This is a genomic window from Psychrobacter phenylpyruvicus DSM 7000 = NBRC 102152 (assembly GCF_000685805.1).
Classification (GTDB): Bacteria; Pseudomonadota; Gammaproteobacteria; order Pseudomonadales; family Moraxellaceae; genus Psychrobacter; species Psychrobacter phenylpyruvicus.
In genome coordinates this window covers 20994-36503 of record NZ_JMKP01000017.1, presented here as the reverse complement: position 1 = coordinate 36503, position 15510 = coordinate 20994, and the positions used below count along the sequence as shown (strand labels likewise).

General features: G+C 40.1%; 15 protein-coding genes and 1 tRNA gene. 12 read left to right on the top strand and 4 right to left on the bottom strand.

Translation table 11 applies throughout. The annotated features are described in order from the left end of the window. Positions 1 to 124: 124 nt before the first annotated feature. From G561_RS0107945 to tsaA, 3 genes are all read right to left on the bottom strand, one after another. Complete coding sequence (locus G561_RS0107945; RefSeq protein ID WP_028859063.1) at positions 125 to 805, bottom strand: TetR/AcrR family transcriptional regulator; 681 nt, start codon at positions 803 to 805, stop codon at positions 125 to 127. Positions 806 to 943: 138 nt separating this feature from the next. Continuing rightward, complete coding sequence (locus tag G561_RS0107940; RefSeq protein WP_028859062.1) at positions 944 to 1732, bottom strand: TatD family hydrolase; 789 nt, start codon at positions 1730 to 1732, stop codon at positions 944 to 946. A 273-nt stretch (positions 1733 to 2005) separates the two neighbouring features. After that, on the bottom strand, positions 2006 to 2905 hold the full coding sequence (tsaA, locus tag G561_RS14295) for a tRNA (N6-threonylcarbamoyladenosine(37)-N6)-methyltransferase TrmO (RefSeq protein WP_037031988.1): 900 nt from the start codon (positions 2903 to 2905) through the stop codon (positions 2006 to 2008). Positions 2906 to 3105: 200 nt separating this feature from the next. Between tsaA and G561_RS14290 the strand changes: the two genes are divergently transcribed. From G561_RS14290 to G561_RS0107915, 4 genes are all read left to right on the top strand, one after another. Beyond that, positions 3106 to 3543, top strand: coding sequence for a DUF805 domain-containing protein (locus G561_RS14290; protein WP_051584454.1), 438 nt, complete (start codon positions 3106 to 3108; stop codon positions 3541 to 3543). A 307-nt stretch (positions 3544 to 3850) separates the two neighbouring features. Next, positions 3851 to 4624 carry a ferredoxin--NADP reductase gene (locus G561_RS0107925; protein WP_028859061.1) on the top strand — a complete coding sequence of 258 codons (774 nt, stop codon included), beginning with the start codon at positions 3851 to 3853 and terminating at the stop codon, positions 4622 to 4624. A 158-nt stretch (positions 4625 to 4782) separates the two neighbouring features. Then, positions 4783 to 4869 (top strand) — tRNA-Leu (locus G561_RS0107920). A gap of 367 nt (positions 4870 to 5236) precedes the next feature. Further along, the gene (locus G561_RS0107915; RefSeq protein ID WP_028859060.1) at positions 5237 to 5638 is read left to right on the top strand and encodes a RidA family protein; all 402 of its coding nucleotides are present in this window, start codon (positions 5237 to 5239) and stop codon (positions 5636 to 5638) included. Between the two features lie 72 nt (positions 5639 to 5710). On the opposite strand, the gene G561_RS0107910 is transcribed toward G561_RS0107915, so the two are convergent. After that, a complete protein-coding gene (locus G561_RS0107910) occupies positions 5711 to 6970 on the bottom strand; it encodes an MgtC/SapB family protein (RefSeq protein ID WP_028859059.1) in 1260 nt (419 codons plus the stop codon). A gap of 469 nt (positions 6971 to 7439) precedes the next feature. Between G561_RS0107910 and G561_RS0107905 the strand changes: the two genes are divergently transcribed. From G561_RS0107905 to G561_RS0107870, 8 genes are all read left to right on the top strand, one after another. Next, complete coding sequence (locus G561_RS0107905; RefSeq protein ID WP_028859058.1) at positions 7440 to 7868, top strand: PaaI family thioesterase; 429 nt, start codon at positions 7440 to 7442, stop codon at positions 7866 to 7868. Positions 7869 to 8111: 243 nt separating this feature from the next. Beyond that, positions 8112 to 8591, top strand: coding sequence for a hypothetical protein (locus G561_RS0107900; RefSeq protein ID WP_028859057.1), 480 nt, complete (start codon positions 8112 to 8114; stop codon positions 8589 to 8591). Between the two features lie 549 nt (positions 8592 to 9140). Then, complete coding sequence (gene otsB / locus G561_RS0107895) at positions 9141 to 9983, top strand: trehalose-phosphatase (RefSeq protein ID WP_051584453.1); 843 nt, start codon at positions 9141 to 9143, stop codon at positions 9981 to 9983. Further along, positions 9980 to 11515 carry an alpha,alpha-trehalose-phosphate synthase (UDP-forming) gene (locus G561_RS0107890; protein ID WP_028859055.1) on the top strand — a complete coding sequence of 512 codons (1536 nt, stop codon included), beginning with the start codon at positions 9980 to 9982 and terminating at the stop codon, positions 11513 to 11515. Before otsB ends, G561_RS0107890 begins: the two co-directional genes overlap by 4 nt. 38 nt (positions 11516 to 11553) lie before the next feature. Continuing rightward, positions 11554 to 12690, top strand: a complete 1137-nt coding sequence (locus G561_RS0107885; RefSeq protein ID WP_028859054.1) for an acyl-CoA dehydrogenase family protein — start codon at positions 11554 to 11556, stop codon at positions 12688 to 12690. Then, entirely contained in the window at positions 12678 to 13628 is a 951-nt protein-coding gene (locus tag G561_RS0107880; RefSeq protein WP_081794418.1) for a PIG-L deacetylase family protein, read from the top strand. Before G561_RS0107885 ends, G561_RS0107880 begins: the two co-directional genes overlap by 13 nt. Beyond that, positions 13618 to 14358 (top strand): class I SAM-dependent DNA methyltransferase, encoded by a 741-nt coding sequence (locus tag G561_RS14285; RefSeq protein WP_051584452.1) that lies wholly within the window; start codon positions 13618 to 13620, stop codon positions 14356 to 14358. The genes G561_RS0107880 and G561_RS14285 overlap by 11 nt, the downstream gene beginning before the upstream one ends. Positions 14359 to 14476: 118 nt before the next feature. After that, on the top strand, positions 14477 to 15196 hold the full coding sequence (locus G561_RS0107870; RefSeq protein WP_081794417.1) for a glycosyltransferase family 2 protein: 720 nt from the start codon (positions 14477 to 14479) through the stop codon (positions 15194 to 15196). Positions 15197 to 15510 lie beyond the last annotated feature (314 nt).

Genomic DNA, 15510 nt, shown 5'->3' with positions numbered 1-15510 from the left:
GTTGATTTAATAAGCAACCTAACATTGAGTTAAAACGATTGGTACGTCAGAATGGACCACAAAAAAGCCCTCTAATCAAAAATTAGAAGGCTTATTTATGTTGTCTTAAGGGTGTTCGAATGCCTTAAGAGTCTTGAGCTTGTAAATGAGCTTCACTTTCAGAATCAATTTGATTTACCAGTTCCATCATGTCGTCATCGGTTTCATCAACACTAGGATACTGCTTTGGCAAATCAAGCATCTGCTGCACCAATGCCACTCTAAGGGTGTCTCGGCGTCCCAAATAACGCTGATAGAAACTTGAATTTAGAAGGCTTGCCCCGCCTTGCCCTATCGCCCAGATAGTTGATAGATAGTCTCGGGTACTCAAACCACTATTTTGTGATTGTAAATACTGGCTAGTAAGGTCTATCAGACGCTTCATACGGGCGCGTCTAATTTCATACAACTCCCCAAACATTCTATTTAAACCTTGCGCAGATGCCGCCAGACGCTCTTCAATCTGGTTAAACAATAAGGCCTTCTGTGGGCTCATTAGCTGTTGCAGAATGATACGAGACACCCCTGCCGATACGCTGTCATCAATCTTATTAATATCGAACAATTGCTCTTCATAGCGGATAATAATACGCAAATATAATTCATCTTTGCTAGAAAAGTGCTTATATAAAGTTCCCTTCGCTAGGTCTAGCTGATCGGCCAAACTGTCTAAAGTAATGTCCCCACTTCCTGCTTCAAGTAAGAGTTGCTCAGCGGTGGCTAAAATCTTTTCTTCGCGGTTCTTAAATTGCTGCTGCCTACTCATGCAAACGCCCAACCTTATATAATCTTTGATAAATAATATCTGCTTAACAGGTCCTACCCTTTGCAAGCCTTATAATACGGACCCGAAACCATAGGAAGTTAATGACTGATTGGTCATAACCTACATAGCATACCCATTTTATTTCGCTTGTGCCAGTAAATCCTCGAAATTTTTTGTGGTAAGCCTGCCGACCTCTTCACTACTGATGCCAAATAAGTCACCCAAACAAGTGGCTACATAAGGCACATAAGCCGGCTCGTTTGGCTTGCCACGCTTCGGGACAGGGGCCAAATAAGGGCTATCGGTCTCAATAAGTAGTCGGTCTCTTGGTACCTTTAGGGCAGCATCACGTAGGCTTTGCGCATTTTTAAAGCTTACGATGCCTGAAAATGAAATATAAAAGCCCATATCCAGTGCTTTTTTTGCCGTATCCCAATCTTCAGTAAAACAATGAATAATGCCATGCTCTGCTTTTTCAGCTTTTAGTATATCAATGGTATCGTGCTTGGCCTCACGAGTGTGCACCACAAGCGGTTTTTTTAACTGTTGACTGGCATGGGTATGACGAGCCAAGCTGGCTTTTTGTTCCTGCTTATTTTCCTCACTCCAATAATAATCTAAGCCGGTTTCACCAATCGCCCAAACATGATCAGGAGACGCTGTTTCTACCAACCGCTCTACAGTAGCCGATTTTAGTACCTCTAAATCCTCACAAGGATGAATGCCCACACTCATCCCCAGATTTAGTTGTTCATCGCCAAATTTGGTGATTATGTCATAAATTTCATCATATTCTGCAAAATCGCACATAATGGCCATTGCACGGCTTACATTAGCTTGTTTCATCGCTTCAATAACGCCGTCCAACTTGCCATCATGGCTAGTTAAATCCAAACGGTTTAAGTGACAATGACTGTCTGTATACATAGTTTCTCTTTTTATAATTAATTTATAATGAATTGAATACGGATTTAAATTTTAAACGCTATAAAGCTTTCCGCATAGCGGCTAAATACCGTAACCTTCTCAATAAAGTAGGTGTTTTTGATTGATGCGACTATTATCAATATTCACGCCAACAATTCAAGTTAGAGTCAGTAAGTACTAATGAAGGTTTATTAGATCTTAAAATCAACGGGCAACCATTGCCTTAAGTTGATTAGCTTGAAATAAGAGGCTTTTAGCTAATAAGAGTTACAGTTATTTGTCTACAGCTACCTGTTCAACTGATACTATAACCAGAGCTTGGTTATTGGCTTGAGCATCGCCTGTGGTTAAAGCTTGCTGCTGCAAATTAGGGTCATTATTATAGCTATCGCCAACAATACTTGAATCGTCCTGCAAGCTCTTCTGCCTAAAGCCAATGTCATGATTTTTATAACACATATAAAAAACCCTATCCGACTGCTGCTGACGATAAGCGGGTCTAGGATCTTGGCTAATTAGCTGACAAATAAGCGCCATATCCTCTGGCTGTAAGCCTTGATCCAAGTTGTCAGCGACACAAGCGGTAAATTGATGGCGCGCAGCCTCAGTGATATGCACCGGTTTAACAGTCGGCTTATCCAAAGCAAAGCCACTTATCGCCTCACTAATGGCATCACTGTAGGCAATATAAGGTTTAATATCAATAATGGGTGTACCATCCACCATATCGGCACCAGAGATGTGTAAAGTGACTGAGTCGCCTACCCTTTCCACTTTTATTAGCTTTACTACTGATAAACCTAATTGCGACGGACGATAAGTACTGCGCGTGGCAAACACCCCAAGCTTAGTATTACCCCCTAGTCTGGGTGGTCGCACTTTGGGCTTAAAAGCTGCTAAGTTATGGGTAGGCTCCCCCATTTCTTGATTTGCATTAAGCGTCTGCTTGCTCCCAGGCGTCTTAGCAAGATGGTTGTGATGAGTATGCCAAGTTATCCAAAGATGACTAAAAGATTCAATTCCCTCAAAAGCCTCAGCACTATCATAAGGCGCAATCAACTCAATAGTACTCGGTAATTGAACCAAGTTCGGCTGTCGCGGAATGCCAAATTTTTGCGGTAACGCAGATTTATGATAGCCGATAATGGGGATTGATACACTAGGTTGGTTCATTATTGCTGGCACACCCTATTATAGTTTATTGAGTGAATGGATACATTTATAATTAAGCCAATCCATTATATTGATTTTTGGTTAATTTTTGTCATATTTACGGTCTTTGTTCCACATATAAGTTAACTAATAAATAAAAAGTCTCTTATCCATATTATGATAACCGCTATCAAGACTATAACTACTGGAAGGGATATTTTATGACTAATACACCTAAACCGCATGAGCACATTGTCCAAAACTCAGGACTGGCTATTTGGGAAATAGAGGAAAACTATAATGCTTTTGACTGGTTTAAAAAAGCAATAAAAAATACCTTTAATTATAAGGGCCGTGCCCGCCGTAAAGAATTTTGGTACTTTACTTTAATTGCTTCAATTATTATTTTTATTGCTTTTGTACTTGATGAAATACTGGATACCCCAGAAATGCTGACTGGTTTATCAGGTTTTATCTTATTTTTCCCCTCCCTTGCAGTAACCATCAGGCGTTTACATGATATTGGCAAATCAGGTTGGTGGTACTTAATCACTGCTATTCCATTTATAGGGTCTTTAGTTCTCCTATATTGGAACTGTCTTGATACCTCTCCTGAAGGTAATCAATGGGGATTGCCTGCACGTAAAGTTAATCCATAATTGAACGCTTATAACTTTTTGAACAGCTGTTATTCCATTTTATAATGATGCTTTCTGCCTATTTTGACTATATTGTCGCTATGATGAGTAAGAATTTGTTATGATATGCACCTTAAAAATATCTCTTAAGTTAAGCCTTACTAATACGGCTAATACTATATATAATGTGCAACTATTAATTCTGTAAGAAAATAGCAACAGGATAGTCATCACTACTCATATTTATGTAATGGACCTATGTCCAAACAAAATCATTTTTATTAACGATTTATAATTCGCTTTGCCATCATTATTAATTGGGGCCTTTATGTCAAAATTTCACACTGAAACAGTGACTTATGTACACCACTGGAATGACTCTCTATTTACTATCAAAACCACTCGTGATGCTGGTTTACGTTTCCGTAATGGTGAGTTTGCCATGATTGGTATCATGGTCGATGGTAGGCCTTTAATGCGTGCTTACTCTATCGCCAGCCCAAACTATGAGGATCACTTAGAATTCTTCTCAATTAAGGTTCAAGACGGTCCATTAACCTCACGTCTACAACATATTAAAGTAGGTGATGAACTAATTATCAGTAAAAAACCTACCGGAACCCTAGTAGTTGATGATCTATTACCGGGCAAAAACCTGTATATGCTGGCTACCGGCACAGGACTAGCACCTTTCTTGGCCCTATCTCGTGATCCTGAGGTATATGAGAAGTTTGACAAAATCATTCTTTGTCATGGCGTTCGTAAAGTCGAAGATTTGGCTTATCGCGAAATGTTTGAAGAAACTCTACCAAACGATGAGCTATTTGGTGAGTGGTATCGTGAAAAATTCATCTACTACCCAACCGTTACTCGTGAAGAGTTCCGTAATACTGGCCGCATTACCGATCTTATGAAGTCAGGCAAGCTATATGAAGACATCGGTCTACCTCCTATGAACAAAGAAGACGATCGAGTAATGATTTGCGGTAGTATGCCATTTAACGCTGACATTTCAGAAATTTTAGATGGCTATGGCTTAACCGTTTCTCCACGTATGGGTGTGCCAGCCGATTATGTGGTTGAGCGTGCTTTCGTAGGCTAATAAATTGTCTAAAGAGACTAAGAATTTAATGATTGGTGTAAATAAATAATAAAATTTCTTGACCAGTTTTGAGAGTTTGTTATAATACGCCACCTAGCTTGACTACCTGTCTTACTAATCATATTTAGTGATTAATAAAGACTAAGCTAACCCTACATGCCGGTGTGGTGGAATTGGTAGACACGACGGATTCAAAATCCGTTGCCTTTAAAAGCGTGTCGGTTCAAGTCCGACCACCGGTACCAATACTGAAAAACCCTTATAGGCTATGGCTTATAAGGGTTTTTTCTTGCCCGCTTGTTGGAGTTAACAAAAAGCTAATTACAGCATCTATTAATAGTATTCGCCAACATCATTCTAACTAAGCTTATATCTTGTCCTGCTTGCCCTAACTGTAACTTGGGAAACCAAATTATGCCGCTATTAATGCACGCTTCGGCACATTACCTATGATATTAATGTCTGAAAAATAAATACGGCATTTATACTACTTCACATACGCCGCTTATGTGTTAGGTTAGTACAAGTAGTATTTATTATATGATAGCGAGTAGAGTTAGAAGTACTCTTTATCCTCATTCCTTAATGAATCCAAATATGTTGGAGTACTTTATGACTCAAAGAAAAGCAATCATCCCAGCTGGTAGACACGCACTTTATGAAAAACATGGTTACTCTGCAGCCATTCAGTCAAAAGATTTATTGTTCGTTTCCGGTCAAGTAGGAAGCCTTCAGAACGGTAGCCCAGAAATAGGCTATGAGAAACAAGTAGAACTCGCGTTTGAAAATCTAGGCAACACCCTAGAGGCGGCAGGCTGTACGTTCGAAGACATCATCGATGTTACCACCTTCCATACTGACCCTGAAAATCAACTTGATATAATGATGAAAGTGAAGAACAATATTTTTAAGGAGCCCCCATATCCAGCCTGGACTGCCGTTGGTGTGAATTGGCTTGCCGGATTTGATTTTGAAATAAAGGTCATTGCACGCCTGCCAAGTGATAACAATTAAATAGACCAATCTTAAATAGCTAACTATATTCATCATCAAAAGGATTTAAAATCCAATGATGAGAGAGACCTTTTAATTATTCGTCATGGCATATATCAAGACAATTAAAACTATCATGTGAATAATCTGGATTGGAACAAAAGCAAGTGCGTATTGAAAACCACCAGTAACTGCTGCATTAATTGATTTTGAAATTGCATGTGTCGCTAAACCTAATAATAAGGCGAGCAATAAAATAGGGTTAGTTGGGTTCCCTTGCATTACCACGGCAGCCATTGCTGCATGCACCTCAAACATAGAACTAACCACGGTTCCTGCAATAAGCCCAGCGTCACCTAGCCATAAACCTAACCCATAAACAAGTACTTGAATAATAGTAAGTGTCACTGCAATGATACCTGCCTCTTTTAAACTAAACATGGGGGTATCAGTTAACTTAACTTTCTCTTCAGATCGAGTTTTTCTGATCAACCATATGCCAGGAATAATTAAAACCATCATGGCAATAATAGAGGGGAATAATAAAATTTTAAGCCAACTAACACTGACACCTGCAACAATAATAAGAAGTTGTACCAATGTTGCAACACAGGATATAAGCGCAGCTCCGGCATTTTCTTTTGCAGCTGCACGGCCCTGACGAACTTCTACCCCCAGGCTTGCAATCGTGGCGGTACTGGATATAAATCCTGATGCCAAAGCAGATAAAAACTTAGCGTGGCGTAAGGGTAAAAGCCTCTTTGCCATATGGGCTAGTGCTTGAATGGCTAAAATCAATATCAATAATTTTAAAATAATATAAGGATTGAGTACTGAACCCCAAAGATCCCTATTGGGGGTTAAAGGAAGTGCAATTAAAAGTAATGCAAGTAAAAAGATCCCATCTTTGAATTCACGTTCAGTAAGCCATTTAACCGCTACTCCATGCATTGAATCCTTTGTCACTAGAAGGAAGGTAAGGACTACTGTAAGTGCAGCTGCATAAGGAATATGCCATAAACATAGCCCGCCTATAAAATAGGTGAGTATAAAAGCAAGTTCAGTGGTTACCCCTAGATCTTCAATTTGTTTAGGGATAGAGATGATACTTATACCCCCTATTATCAATGCCCCTATGAGTCCCATAAAAGGACCAAAAGAGAAACAAATCACCCCTAATAGAGAGCAAATTGCAAAAGATCTAATGCCTGCAAAGCTGTGTTGATTTTCACGATGTTTGTTACGCTCTCTTTCTAGACCAATGAGTAGTCCACAACCTAGTGCTGCAGTAGAGGCAGTAATTAAGTTTTGGACAGGTTCAATCGTAAATGTATTCTCTATTATGAAATTCATCGAGCCCATCCCGAATCCCGTGTAACTGTGATTTAGATTAAAACTTCTTTCTTATCTTTTCCATGGTACAAAACTCATAGAGTATACCCTAGAGGAGCTATTTAAAAACAGCTTATAAAATATTAATAGACTACCTACAATAAACTAAAACCCTTACAAACATTAGCTTGTAAGGGTTTTTCTTGCACACTATTTATGTCTACACTTAAAAGCATTCGAATAGTAATCAGTTTTTGCTGTTTTTATAGCTCAAGATGTCGGATTCAACTCCCGCCATCTCCACTTATCTCAGTACCTTACCAAAAAACAAAGTCTTTTCCAGAAAATATCGGCTTTTGCTAATAAAGTTGCGGCTTTGGACAGTAAGGATTCGAAAGCAACGTAAACAGCTTTATAACTTATTATCGTGGTGATCTGAAAAGTTAGGATAGAATATAATTAACAATAACAGCTAGATTAAGGAAGTCTTATGTCAGCAACCAAGGAAGAGATAGCTGAGTTCATGAAGTCTGAGTTCCCTCAAGCAAAGTACAAGATTGAAGCGGTAAATAGCAATGGTTCAATTTTATCCCATGACATTGGTATAGATGAGTTGAGGCCTGGCGGCACTGTATCAGGGCCTGTAATGATGGGAATTGCGGATGTGGCTCTTTATGTGGCCATATTAGGTAGAATTGGTATAGTACCGTTAGCAGTAACCACGAGTTTGACTATCAACTTTTTACGTAAGCCCACTGCAAAATCACGCATTATTGCTGAATGCAAACTGCTAAAAGTAGGAAGAACCCTAATCGTAGGTGAGGTTTCTTTATACTCAGATGGATCTGACGAAATAGTTGCCCATGTTATGGGAACTTACTCAGTACCACCAACCACTGATAAGCCTGAAGGTCTGTAAAAAATGTCACTTTTAGGCGGCACCTCGGGGTGCCTAGGACAGTCGACTTAAAGCTCTTTAATCGAGTCCTAGCGAAATCAATCAGGTGCTTTTACTAATTCGGTTCTCTAGTGAGGACTTGAATCTTTAGCTGTGAGATATTGCTATTAGTACTCTGAATCTATTTATATAAAATCAGTGTACATAGCAGTGCAACCTTCAAAATGGAATGTTGAGTATGCTCCAAGAATTTAGGGGATAAAGATGAGAAAATCTTTTTTAATACTAGCAAGCTTATTAGCAGTCGGTTGTACGACAAACCCTGTAACTGCTCCAGCTGAAAATACGGAAGTAATAAATCCTATTCAAAAAGTCATTGAACCTGCGCAAAAGACCAGCATTTTTCACTATTATACTGATCCCACAACACAAGCACAGGCTATGGCATCTGTAGAAGGAGTTTTCAAATGGCAGAAAGGTTGTCTCTACCTAATACAAAAAGGTGGTAGTTACATGACAGCTATGTTTCCTAAATATCCTGAAAATGCTGTTAAGTGGAATGAATATAATAAAACCTTAAGTTTGAATGGATATATTTTTAAAATGGGTGACTACATTAGAACTAATGGACAATATTCAAAATATTATCCCGATAATGATATAGAAGAATACGCAAAACAAGGAGATGCAAGTTGTCTAACCCCTATGCTAGTGGAGATTGGCACTATAGATTTAAAAAAATAATTTTGAGCTTCAAGCTAATGAACTGTTTGTAGCATATCCTAATGGATCCGCTTAAAAACAGCTTATAAAATATTAATAGACACCCAGAAGAAAAACGCTCTGTGTCCCACATGGATTACGACGAGTATATTAACGCCGTTGAAAGCTGGGGGATAGAGAAGATTATCTTGCCCACTTTTGTCTATGAATCGCCTACTAAGTGCTAGCTTATCCTCTAAATTTGACGGTTTATTATATAAAAGGCCAATTTATCTTCACGATAAACTGGCCTTTTTATATGAGCGCAGGTCTAAACAACAATCAGAATTACTTATCAAGAATCAGTCGCAGTGACTATGATTCTTTATTTTTTATTGTAAAAAACCTCACCCAAAATACATACCAAACGATACATTATTGTCATCGCAATATCCCTAACTATATGCCACGATACTAAAGTGGTTATTTTTATTATAAGTATAATTATTAGAAAGTTACCTATAAATAACTGTGCATTATTTCAAGATTATATTTCAATAAATACTCTGTTGATAGGTAAAGGGAAAAACCGTGAATTCAGCAAATACTTCTGATTTAATTACCCCTGCTACATATATCCATCCGGACAAACTTGCTAACTTTTTATATGACAAAAAGCCTTATTGCTTATTTTTGGATATAGATGGCACCCTTGCTGAGTTTACAGTTGACCCCAAAGACAGCTTTATCCCAAAGTCTACCTTAGATCTAATACAAGCTCTCCAAGATTATGGGGTTAAGGTTGGTGTCGTCACCGGACGCAGTCTTAATGAAGCTAAGCAAATGTTATCCCCCTTAGAGGTTCCAATTGCCGCAACTCACGGTTTACAGTTATCGTGGTTGAACGGCAATATGGTCGATATTAATCTGGCACAACTTAGCCAAATCAAAGAAACAGTTACTCACTATTGCCTCCCCCACCCCGATTTATATATAGAAAATAAACCCTACTCCTGTGCTTTACATTATCGTAAAAATCCTACTTTAGCGGATATCAGCTATGACCTAATCTCAAAAGCAATAGAAAATTTTGATAGTTGGAGTCTTAAGCAAGGTAAATATGTCTGGGAAGCTATACCTAAATCGGTAAATAAAGGCTCAGCAATATTAGATTTATTGCAGCACATATCACATAGCGAGCCACTATGCCCTATTTTTATTGGCGATGATATTACCGATGAAGCGGGATTTGCAGAAGTTCAAAATGTCAGTATTGCATTAGACTCTGACTGCAAATCTGCAAAGCTGTTAACAGGGATGGGGATTAAAGTAGGTAATGAAGCTACTTGCGCCAACTATTATGTACAGGATATTGATGAAGTCAGAGACATACTGCATAGCTTTCTAAAAATTGCGATGAGTGACAGCGTATGAGTCGCTTACTCGTCCTCTCAAACCGAGTGAAAATGCCTGACAATAATCCAATGGCTGGTGGACTTGCTGTTGCATTATCTGACGTATTAATTGAAAGTTCAGGAGTTTGGATGGGATGGAATGGACAAATTGATGATCATAATATTGTGACCGATACTTCTGTACCTTATAACTATTATCAGAGTAGCGACAATGAGTTTAGTACTAATAATAAAACAACGTTACTAACTGCGGACTCCGCTATCTCTAAACCAAAAATTACTTATATCACTACCTCGTTAACTCCTAAGCAGTACGAGCATTACTATTGCGGCTTCGCCAATAATGTGCTGTGGCCTTTAGCGCATGAGCAAACCGATCTCATTGATCAATCACCGTTAGACTATGATAGCTACCAATCGGTTAACCTGCTATTTGCTAAACAACTTAAGCGGTTTATCCGGCCCGATGATGTGATTTGGGTGCATGATTATCATTTTTTGAGTGTCGCCTATTACTGTAGACAATTAGGTATAACCAACCGTATTGGCTTTTTTTTGCACATTCCCTTCGCTCCTCTAAGCTTTTGGCAACAGCTTGATAGAAGCCCGGAGCTGATTAGGCATCTGGCTCATTATAATGTCATCGGCACTCAAACCCAGCAAGATAAATCTAATTGCTTACAGGTCATTAGTCATTACTTACAACATAGCACAATAATTCAGCATAAAAGTTCGTATCGTCTGACCCTTAATCTTGGTTTCAGCGGTCCTCATAGGTTGTCAATCGACGCCTATCCGATTGGGGTTAATGTGGTCAAAATCCAAAAGCTTGTCAGTAATCTAAATGCCGAGCACGCCCCAACCTCTTCTACAACTATCAATAGGAAAGCCGCTGACCAGAAGATTATCGCCGTAGATAGGATTGACTATTCTAAAGGTCTGTTAGAACGCTTTTCAGCCTATAGTATATTTTTGCAGCAATATCCGACCTATCAAAATCAATTAAAGCTATTACAAATAGCCTGTCCTAGTCGTTTAGATTTGGGGGTATACCAAAAATTTTATGACACTGTCAGGCAATCGGTACATGACATTAATCAACAGTTTTTGATCAATGACAAAGCCGCAGCCTATGTTAATGCAATTTATAAGGCGCCGTTAGAAAATCATTGGCAGCCAATCAGCTATTGTGAAAATGTATTGAGTCATGAAACCTTGATGAAAACTTTTTGGCACAGTGATATCGGCTGGGTAAATTCGCTTAAAGATGGTATGAATTTAGTCGCTAAAGAATATATTGCGGCCCAAAACCCAGACAATCCTGGGGTGTTATTACTCTCACGCTATGCTGGTGCTGCAGAACAAATGCAGGCAGCGGTTATTATTGATCCCCAGAAGCCGGAGAGTATTATTGAAGGACTAAGTACTTCACTTACCATGCCCCTGCATGAGCGAAAAGAGCGCCATCAAGCTCTATTAAAGGGGTTAAAGCAAGATAACTTACAGTCTTGGCAGCAAGACTTTTTGGATGACTTATATCAAGTGGTTTAATAATTATCTGTCCATTATAGACAGCTTAGGAATTTGCTATGTTAATTTTAGAGTCTAGAAACGATTTATTGTCCAATATTAAAGCCAGTGTTGAAGCCCTGTTGCCTATCGATAAGGACATGAAACTTAGTAATACTTTTAATATGACCGATGACATCCGCCGTAAGGTGTTAAAAGTGTTGCTAACTTTTTCTGCCAAAATACCTCATCCTGCTCAATCCAACTCAACTAGTAATGGCAATATAGTTAGTAATGGCAGTATAGCTAGTAATATAAATATAGACAGTATAAGCAACAATAACGACTCGCTTACTTTACTGCGCTGGCAAATATTGGCCTATGTTTCAGGGATAGACTTAACCATTGCCAAGTGGTTTGAGTCGCATCTAGACGCCCTAAGTATCTTATATGAGTTAGGTTATGGTGAAACGCAACAAGGGCTTTGGGCGGTATGGGCAGCTGAAGGACACCCGAACCCGGTTCGTTATCAAGATGGCAAAATAAGTGGCTGTAAATCTTGGTGCTCAGGTGCCAATATCGTGGATTATGCCCTAATGACTTACCGTGATGACGAGGGTAAATCGCAGCTAGTGACCGTTGACATGCAACAAAAAGGCATCGACATTGATAATAGAGCTTGGCAAGCGGTAGGCATGCAGGCCACAGACACTGCAACTGTTAGCTTTGATAATGTTTCAGCCACACAAGTAGGTACGCCCAATGCTTATCTAGACCGTGTCGGCTTTTGGCATGGTGCCGCAGGAGTGGCTGCTTGTTGGTATGGGGCCAGTGCCAGCTTGGCATCGTATCTGGTCGAGTCATATCAGCAAAAGCCTAACGACTATAAAGCCATGTATTTGGGACAAATAAGTAGTGATTTAGCCGTCTCTCGCCAGTATTTACATCAAGTTGCTTATTTGATAGACAGTCAACCTGAAAACAATCATGAGCTTGCCATTCGCCAGTTAAGAACAAATATTGAGCAGCTGGCACGACAAGTGATAGAGACTGTTGGACAAGCTTTAGGGGCTGCGCCTTTTTGTGGTAATGCGCATTTTGCTACTTTGTCAGCGGATCTAACGGTATTTATTCGTCAAAGTCACGGCGCTTTTGATTTACAAAGCATTGGGCAGTTGACCTGCCTGCAAGGAGGAAGTAATAGATGGCAACTATAAGCTCTGATACTGACATGTCTGTACCAAAATCTCAATCTAGTCACTCAGACAATAAAGACGGCTCTAAAAACACAAAGCATAATCATCCTATCGTTGGCGACCGTGTCATTGAAGGGGAAGGAACCAGTCAACAAGCTTGGCAGAATTGGCAAGGGTTGCATGACTTACCCAGACTAGATATTAGCAAAGATTTTGCTGCAGATCTGACCTCATCTGAGCCATCCGCTGTATCATCTGATTCCCCTGCCACTTCAGCCTCTGCTAACTCTAAAACAGCGGGGCAGCCTCCTCGGGTATGTGTCTTTGCGCCGCACCCTGACGATGAGATATTGGGCTGTGCTGGATTACTGCAACAGTTAGCTGCTAATGGCAATCCCTTATTATTGGTCTATGTCACCAATGGCACCCAAAGTCATCCAGACTCTGAAATTTATCCACCCAATAAGCTGGCAGTTATCCGTCCTAACGAAAGTCTTGCCGCTTTAGAAGCACTGGGTATAAAGCATCAAGTCGCAAGCGTAGCTTTGAATTTGCAGGATGGTCAAGTATTTGAACACCGCCATCTATTACACCAAAAGCTTAACGCTATTATTCAGCCAAACGATATCCTAGTCACGCCTTTTGAGCACGATGGACATCCTGATCACGAAGCCACAGGCCAAGTAATCACTGCCTATGCTAAGCAGCATAATTTGGCTTGCTATCAAGCCCTAATATGGGCATGGCATTGGGCCAAACCAGCTGATAATCGCATACCTTGGCAAAACGCGGTCAGACTTGAGTTAACTGCCGAGCAATTACAGCGCAAAGTGGACGCCATTCATTGTTTTAAGAGTCAAGTTAGCGCGGATGACAGTACCGGCAATCCCCCTATTTTATCTAGCCAAACTATTGCCCGAGTTAGTCAGCCTTGGGAGGTATACCTATATGAAGCATAAAACTAACCCTACAAATGGCAGTTTACCGACTAGTAGCCCTACTGATTCAGACTGTCATTCTTATTCAGAATCCTATTTTGATGCGTTATATCAGGACAATACCGACCCTTGGCAATATCAAACCCGTTGGTACGAAAGACGTAAACGCGATATGTGTCTGGCGGTCTTACCCCAAGCCGAATACGGCAGAGCTATTGAATTAGGGTGTGGGAATGGCGTGTTTAGCGAGCTACTCGCTCAGCGCTGTCAGTCTTTATTGAGCATTGATGGCAATAAACAAGCGGTACAACTTGCCCAACAACGCTTGGCTGACTTGCCTCATGTACGAGTAATCCAAGGGGTTATACCAGAGGTATTGCTCACTATCGACAATGAGCCTATCTCAGATAACCCACTTGCTTTAAAAGCACCCTTTGATTTGATTGTAATTAGTGAGATTTTATATTATTTAGCAGCCGACGATATAGATACGGTCATTGCTTGGATTGAACAAAATCTTGCTACTGGGGGCACCGTACTCTGCTGTCATTGGCGGTATGACATTGAGGGCTTTGAGCTGAATGGCGAGAAGGTACATCAGCGCTTATATCAAGCGTTTAATCAAATAAAACAAGCAAATACTCACGCTCTAACTTTTACCCATCAGAGTAAAGTTGTCGATAGCGATTTTTTACTAGATATTTGGCAAAAATCGTCAAATACAGTCGCTATGAGCGAAAATTTGGTCTAGGGCTAGCTTTATGACCGAGTTAGTAGTCAATGGGTTTAACCCTCAGATAGAGAGCAGAGCGATAGCATAATAAGGTCAGGAAGAGGATTAAAATAACAGGCAATGCAAGAGATGAGAGGTGTCCACTATAAACAGTAAGCTGAATCCTGATTTTAAAATTGGCATTGTCATTCCGGCTCACAATGAAGGCGACTCCATTGCAGAATGTCTTGGGTCGATTAACACCGCTATCAAGCAATTGCCTGACTCTATCGAAGCCTTTGCAATCGTGGTACTCGATAGCTGTACAGATGACACCCTCAATAAGGTTAGAGCTGCAGGCATCGATCCTATTAACTGTGACTATCGCTGTGTCGGCCGAGTACGTGATGCCGGTATTCGTCAGGCGATTGATCAAGGGGCTACATGGATTGCCTGTACCGATGCCGATTCTATCGTAACTACAAACTGGCTGGTGCAGCAAGTTACCCATATTTTACAACACATCGATGCTAAGCCGTCGATAGATATGATTTGCGGGGTGGTGAGTATCGATCAATGGGACCATTTAACCCCAAAAACCAAAGAGGACTATCTGGCTCATTATCAAGATAAGATGGGACATCGCCATATCCACGGTGCAAATTTGAGCTTTAGCAGTGAGGTTTATCTTAAGCTCGGCGGGTTCGCTCCCCTACCTTGTCATGAAGATGTGGACTTGGTAAATAGGTTTGAGTCCCAAGGTTGTAATATTTTATGGAGTAATAAGGTGCGTGTCATTACTAGTAGTCGGTTGCAGGCTCGAGCCAAGGAAGGTTTTGCGGCATTCCTGAATAACCTGGAACGGCGCGGTTCATGACTTTTTGGACTTTGTTTGGCTAGATAATATAATATTAGAAGCATAGGTGTTATTAGAAGTCTTATAAATTAAGTTGATATCCGAAACAGCAGAAAATGTTTTATTATTAATTATAAGAGTCCCTCCTGAGTTATCTGATCTCGTACACGATGTGGTAAGGCTAATTAAACCGACTAAACTAAATACTGCTTTCCGTGCTCCACCATTATGCTATCCACGTCTGGAGCAATATACCCTTGCAGAACCACCTAAAAGCACCTTATAAGATATTAATAGATACCTAAAACAGACTAAAACCCTTACAAACGATAGCT

Excerpts from the sequence above, each read along its gene's own strand:
- tsaA (WP_037031988.1), bottom strand. The coding sequence starts at position 2,905 with ATGAACCAACCTAGTGTATCAATCCCCATTATCGGCTATCATAAATCT.
- G561_RS0107880 (WP_081794418.1), top strand. The coding sequence starts at position 12,678 with ATGGCAACTATAAGCTCTGATACTGACATGTCTGTACCAAAATCTCAA.
- G561_RS0107915 (WP_028859060.1), top strand. The coding sequence starts at position 5,237 with ATGACTCAAAGAAAAGCAATCATCCCAGCTGGTAGACACGCACTTTAT.
- G561_RS14285 (WP_051584452.1), top strand. The coding sequence starts at position 13,618 with ATGAAGCATAAAACTAACCCTACAAATGGCAGTTTACCGACTAGTAGC.
- G561_RS0107885 (WP_028859054.1), top strand. The coding sequence starts at position 11,554 with ATGTTAATTTTAGAGTCTAGAAACGATTTATTGTCCAATATTAAAGCC.
- G561_RS0107905 (WP_028859058.1), top strand. The coding sequence starts at position 7,440 with ATGTCAGCAACCAAGGAAGAGATAGCTGAGTTCATGAAGTCTGAGTTC.
- G561_RS0107910 (WP_028859059.1), bottom strand. The coding sequence starts at position 6,970 with ATGAATTTCATAATAGAGAATACATTTACGATTGAACCTGTCCAAAAC.
- G561_RS0107945 (WP_028859063.1), bottom strand. The coding sequence starts at position 805 with ATGAGTAGGCAGCAGCAATTTAAGAACCGCGAAGAAAAGATTTTAGCC.
- G561_RS0107940 (WP_028859062.1), bottom strand. The coding sequence starts at position 1,732 with ATGTATACAGACAGTCATTGTCACTTAAACCGTTTGGATTTAACTAGC.
- G561_RS14290 (WP_051584454.1), top strand. The coding sequence starts at position 3,106 with ATGACTAATACACCTAAACCGCATGAGCACATTGTCCAAAACTCAGGA.
- G561_RS0107925 (WP_028859061.1), top strand. The coding sequence starts at position 3,851 with ATGTCAAAATTTCACACTGAAACAGTGACTTATGTACACCACTGGAAT.
- G561_RS0107900 (WP_028859057.1), top strand. The coding sequence starts at position 8,112 with ATGAGAAAATCTTTTTTAATACTAGCAAGCTTATTAGCAGTCGGTTGT.
- G561_RS0107890 (WP_028859055.1), top strand. The coding sequence starts at position 9,980 with ATGAGTCGCTTACTCGTCCTCTCAAACCGAGTGAAAATGCCTGACAAT.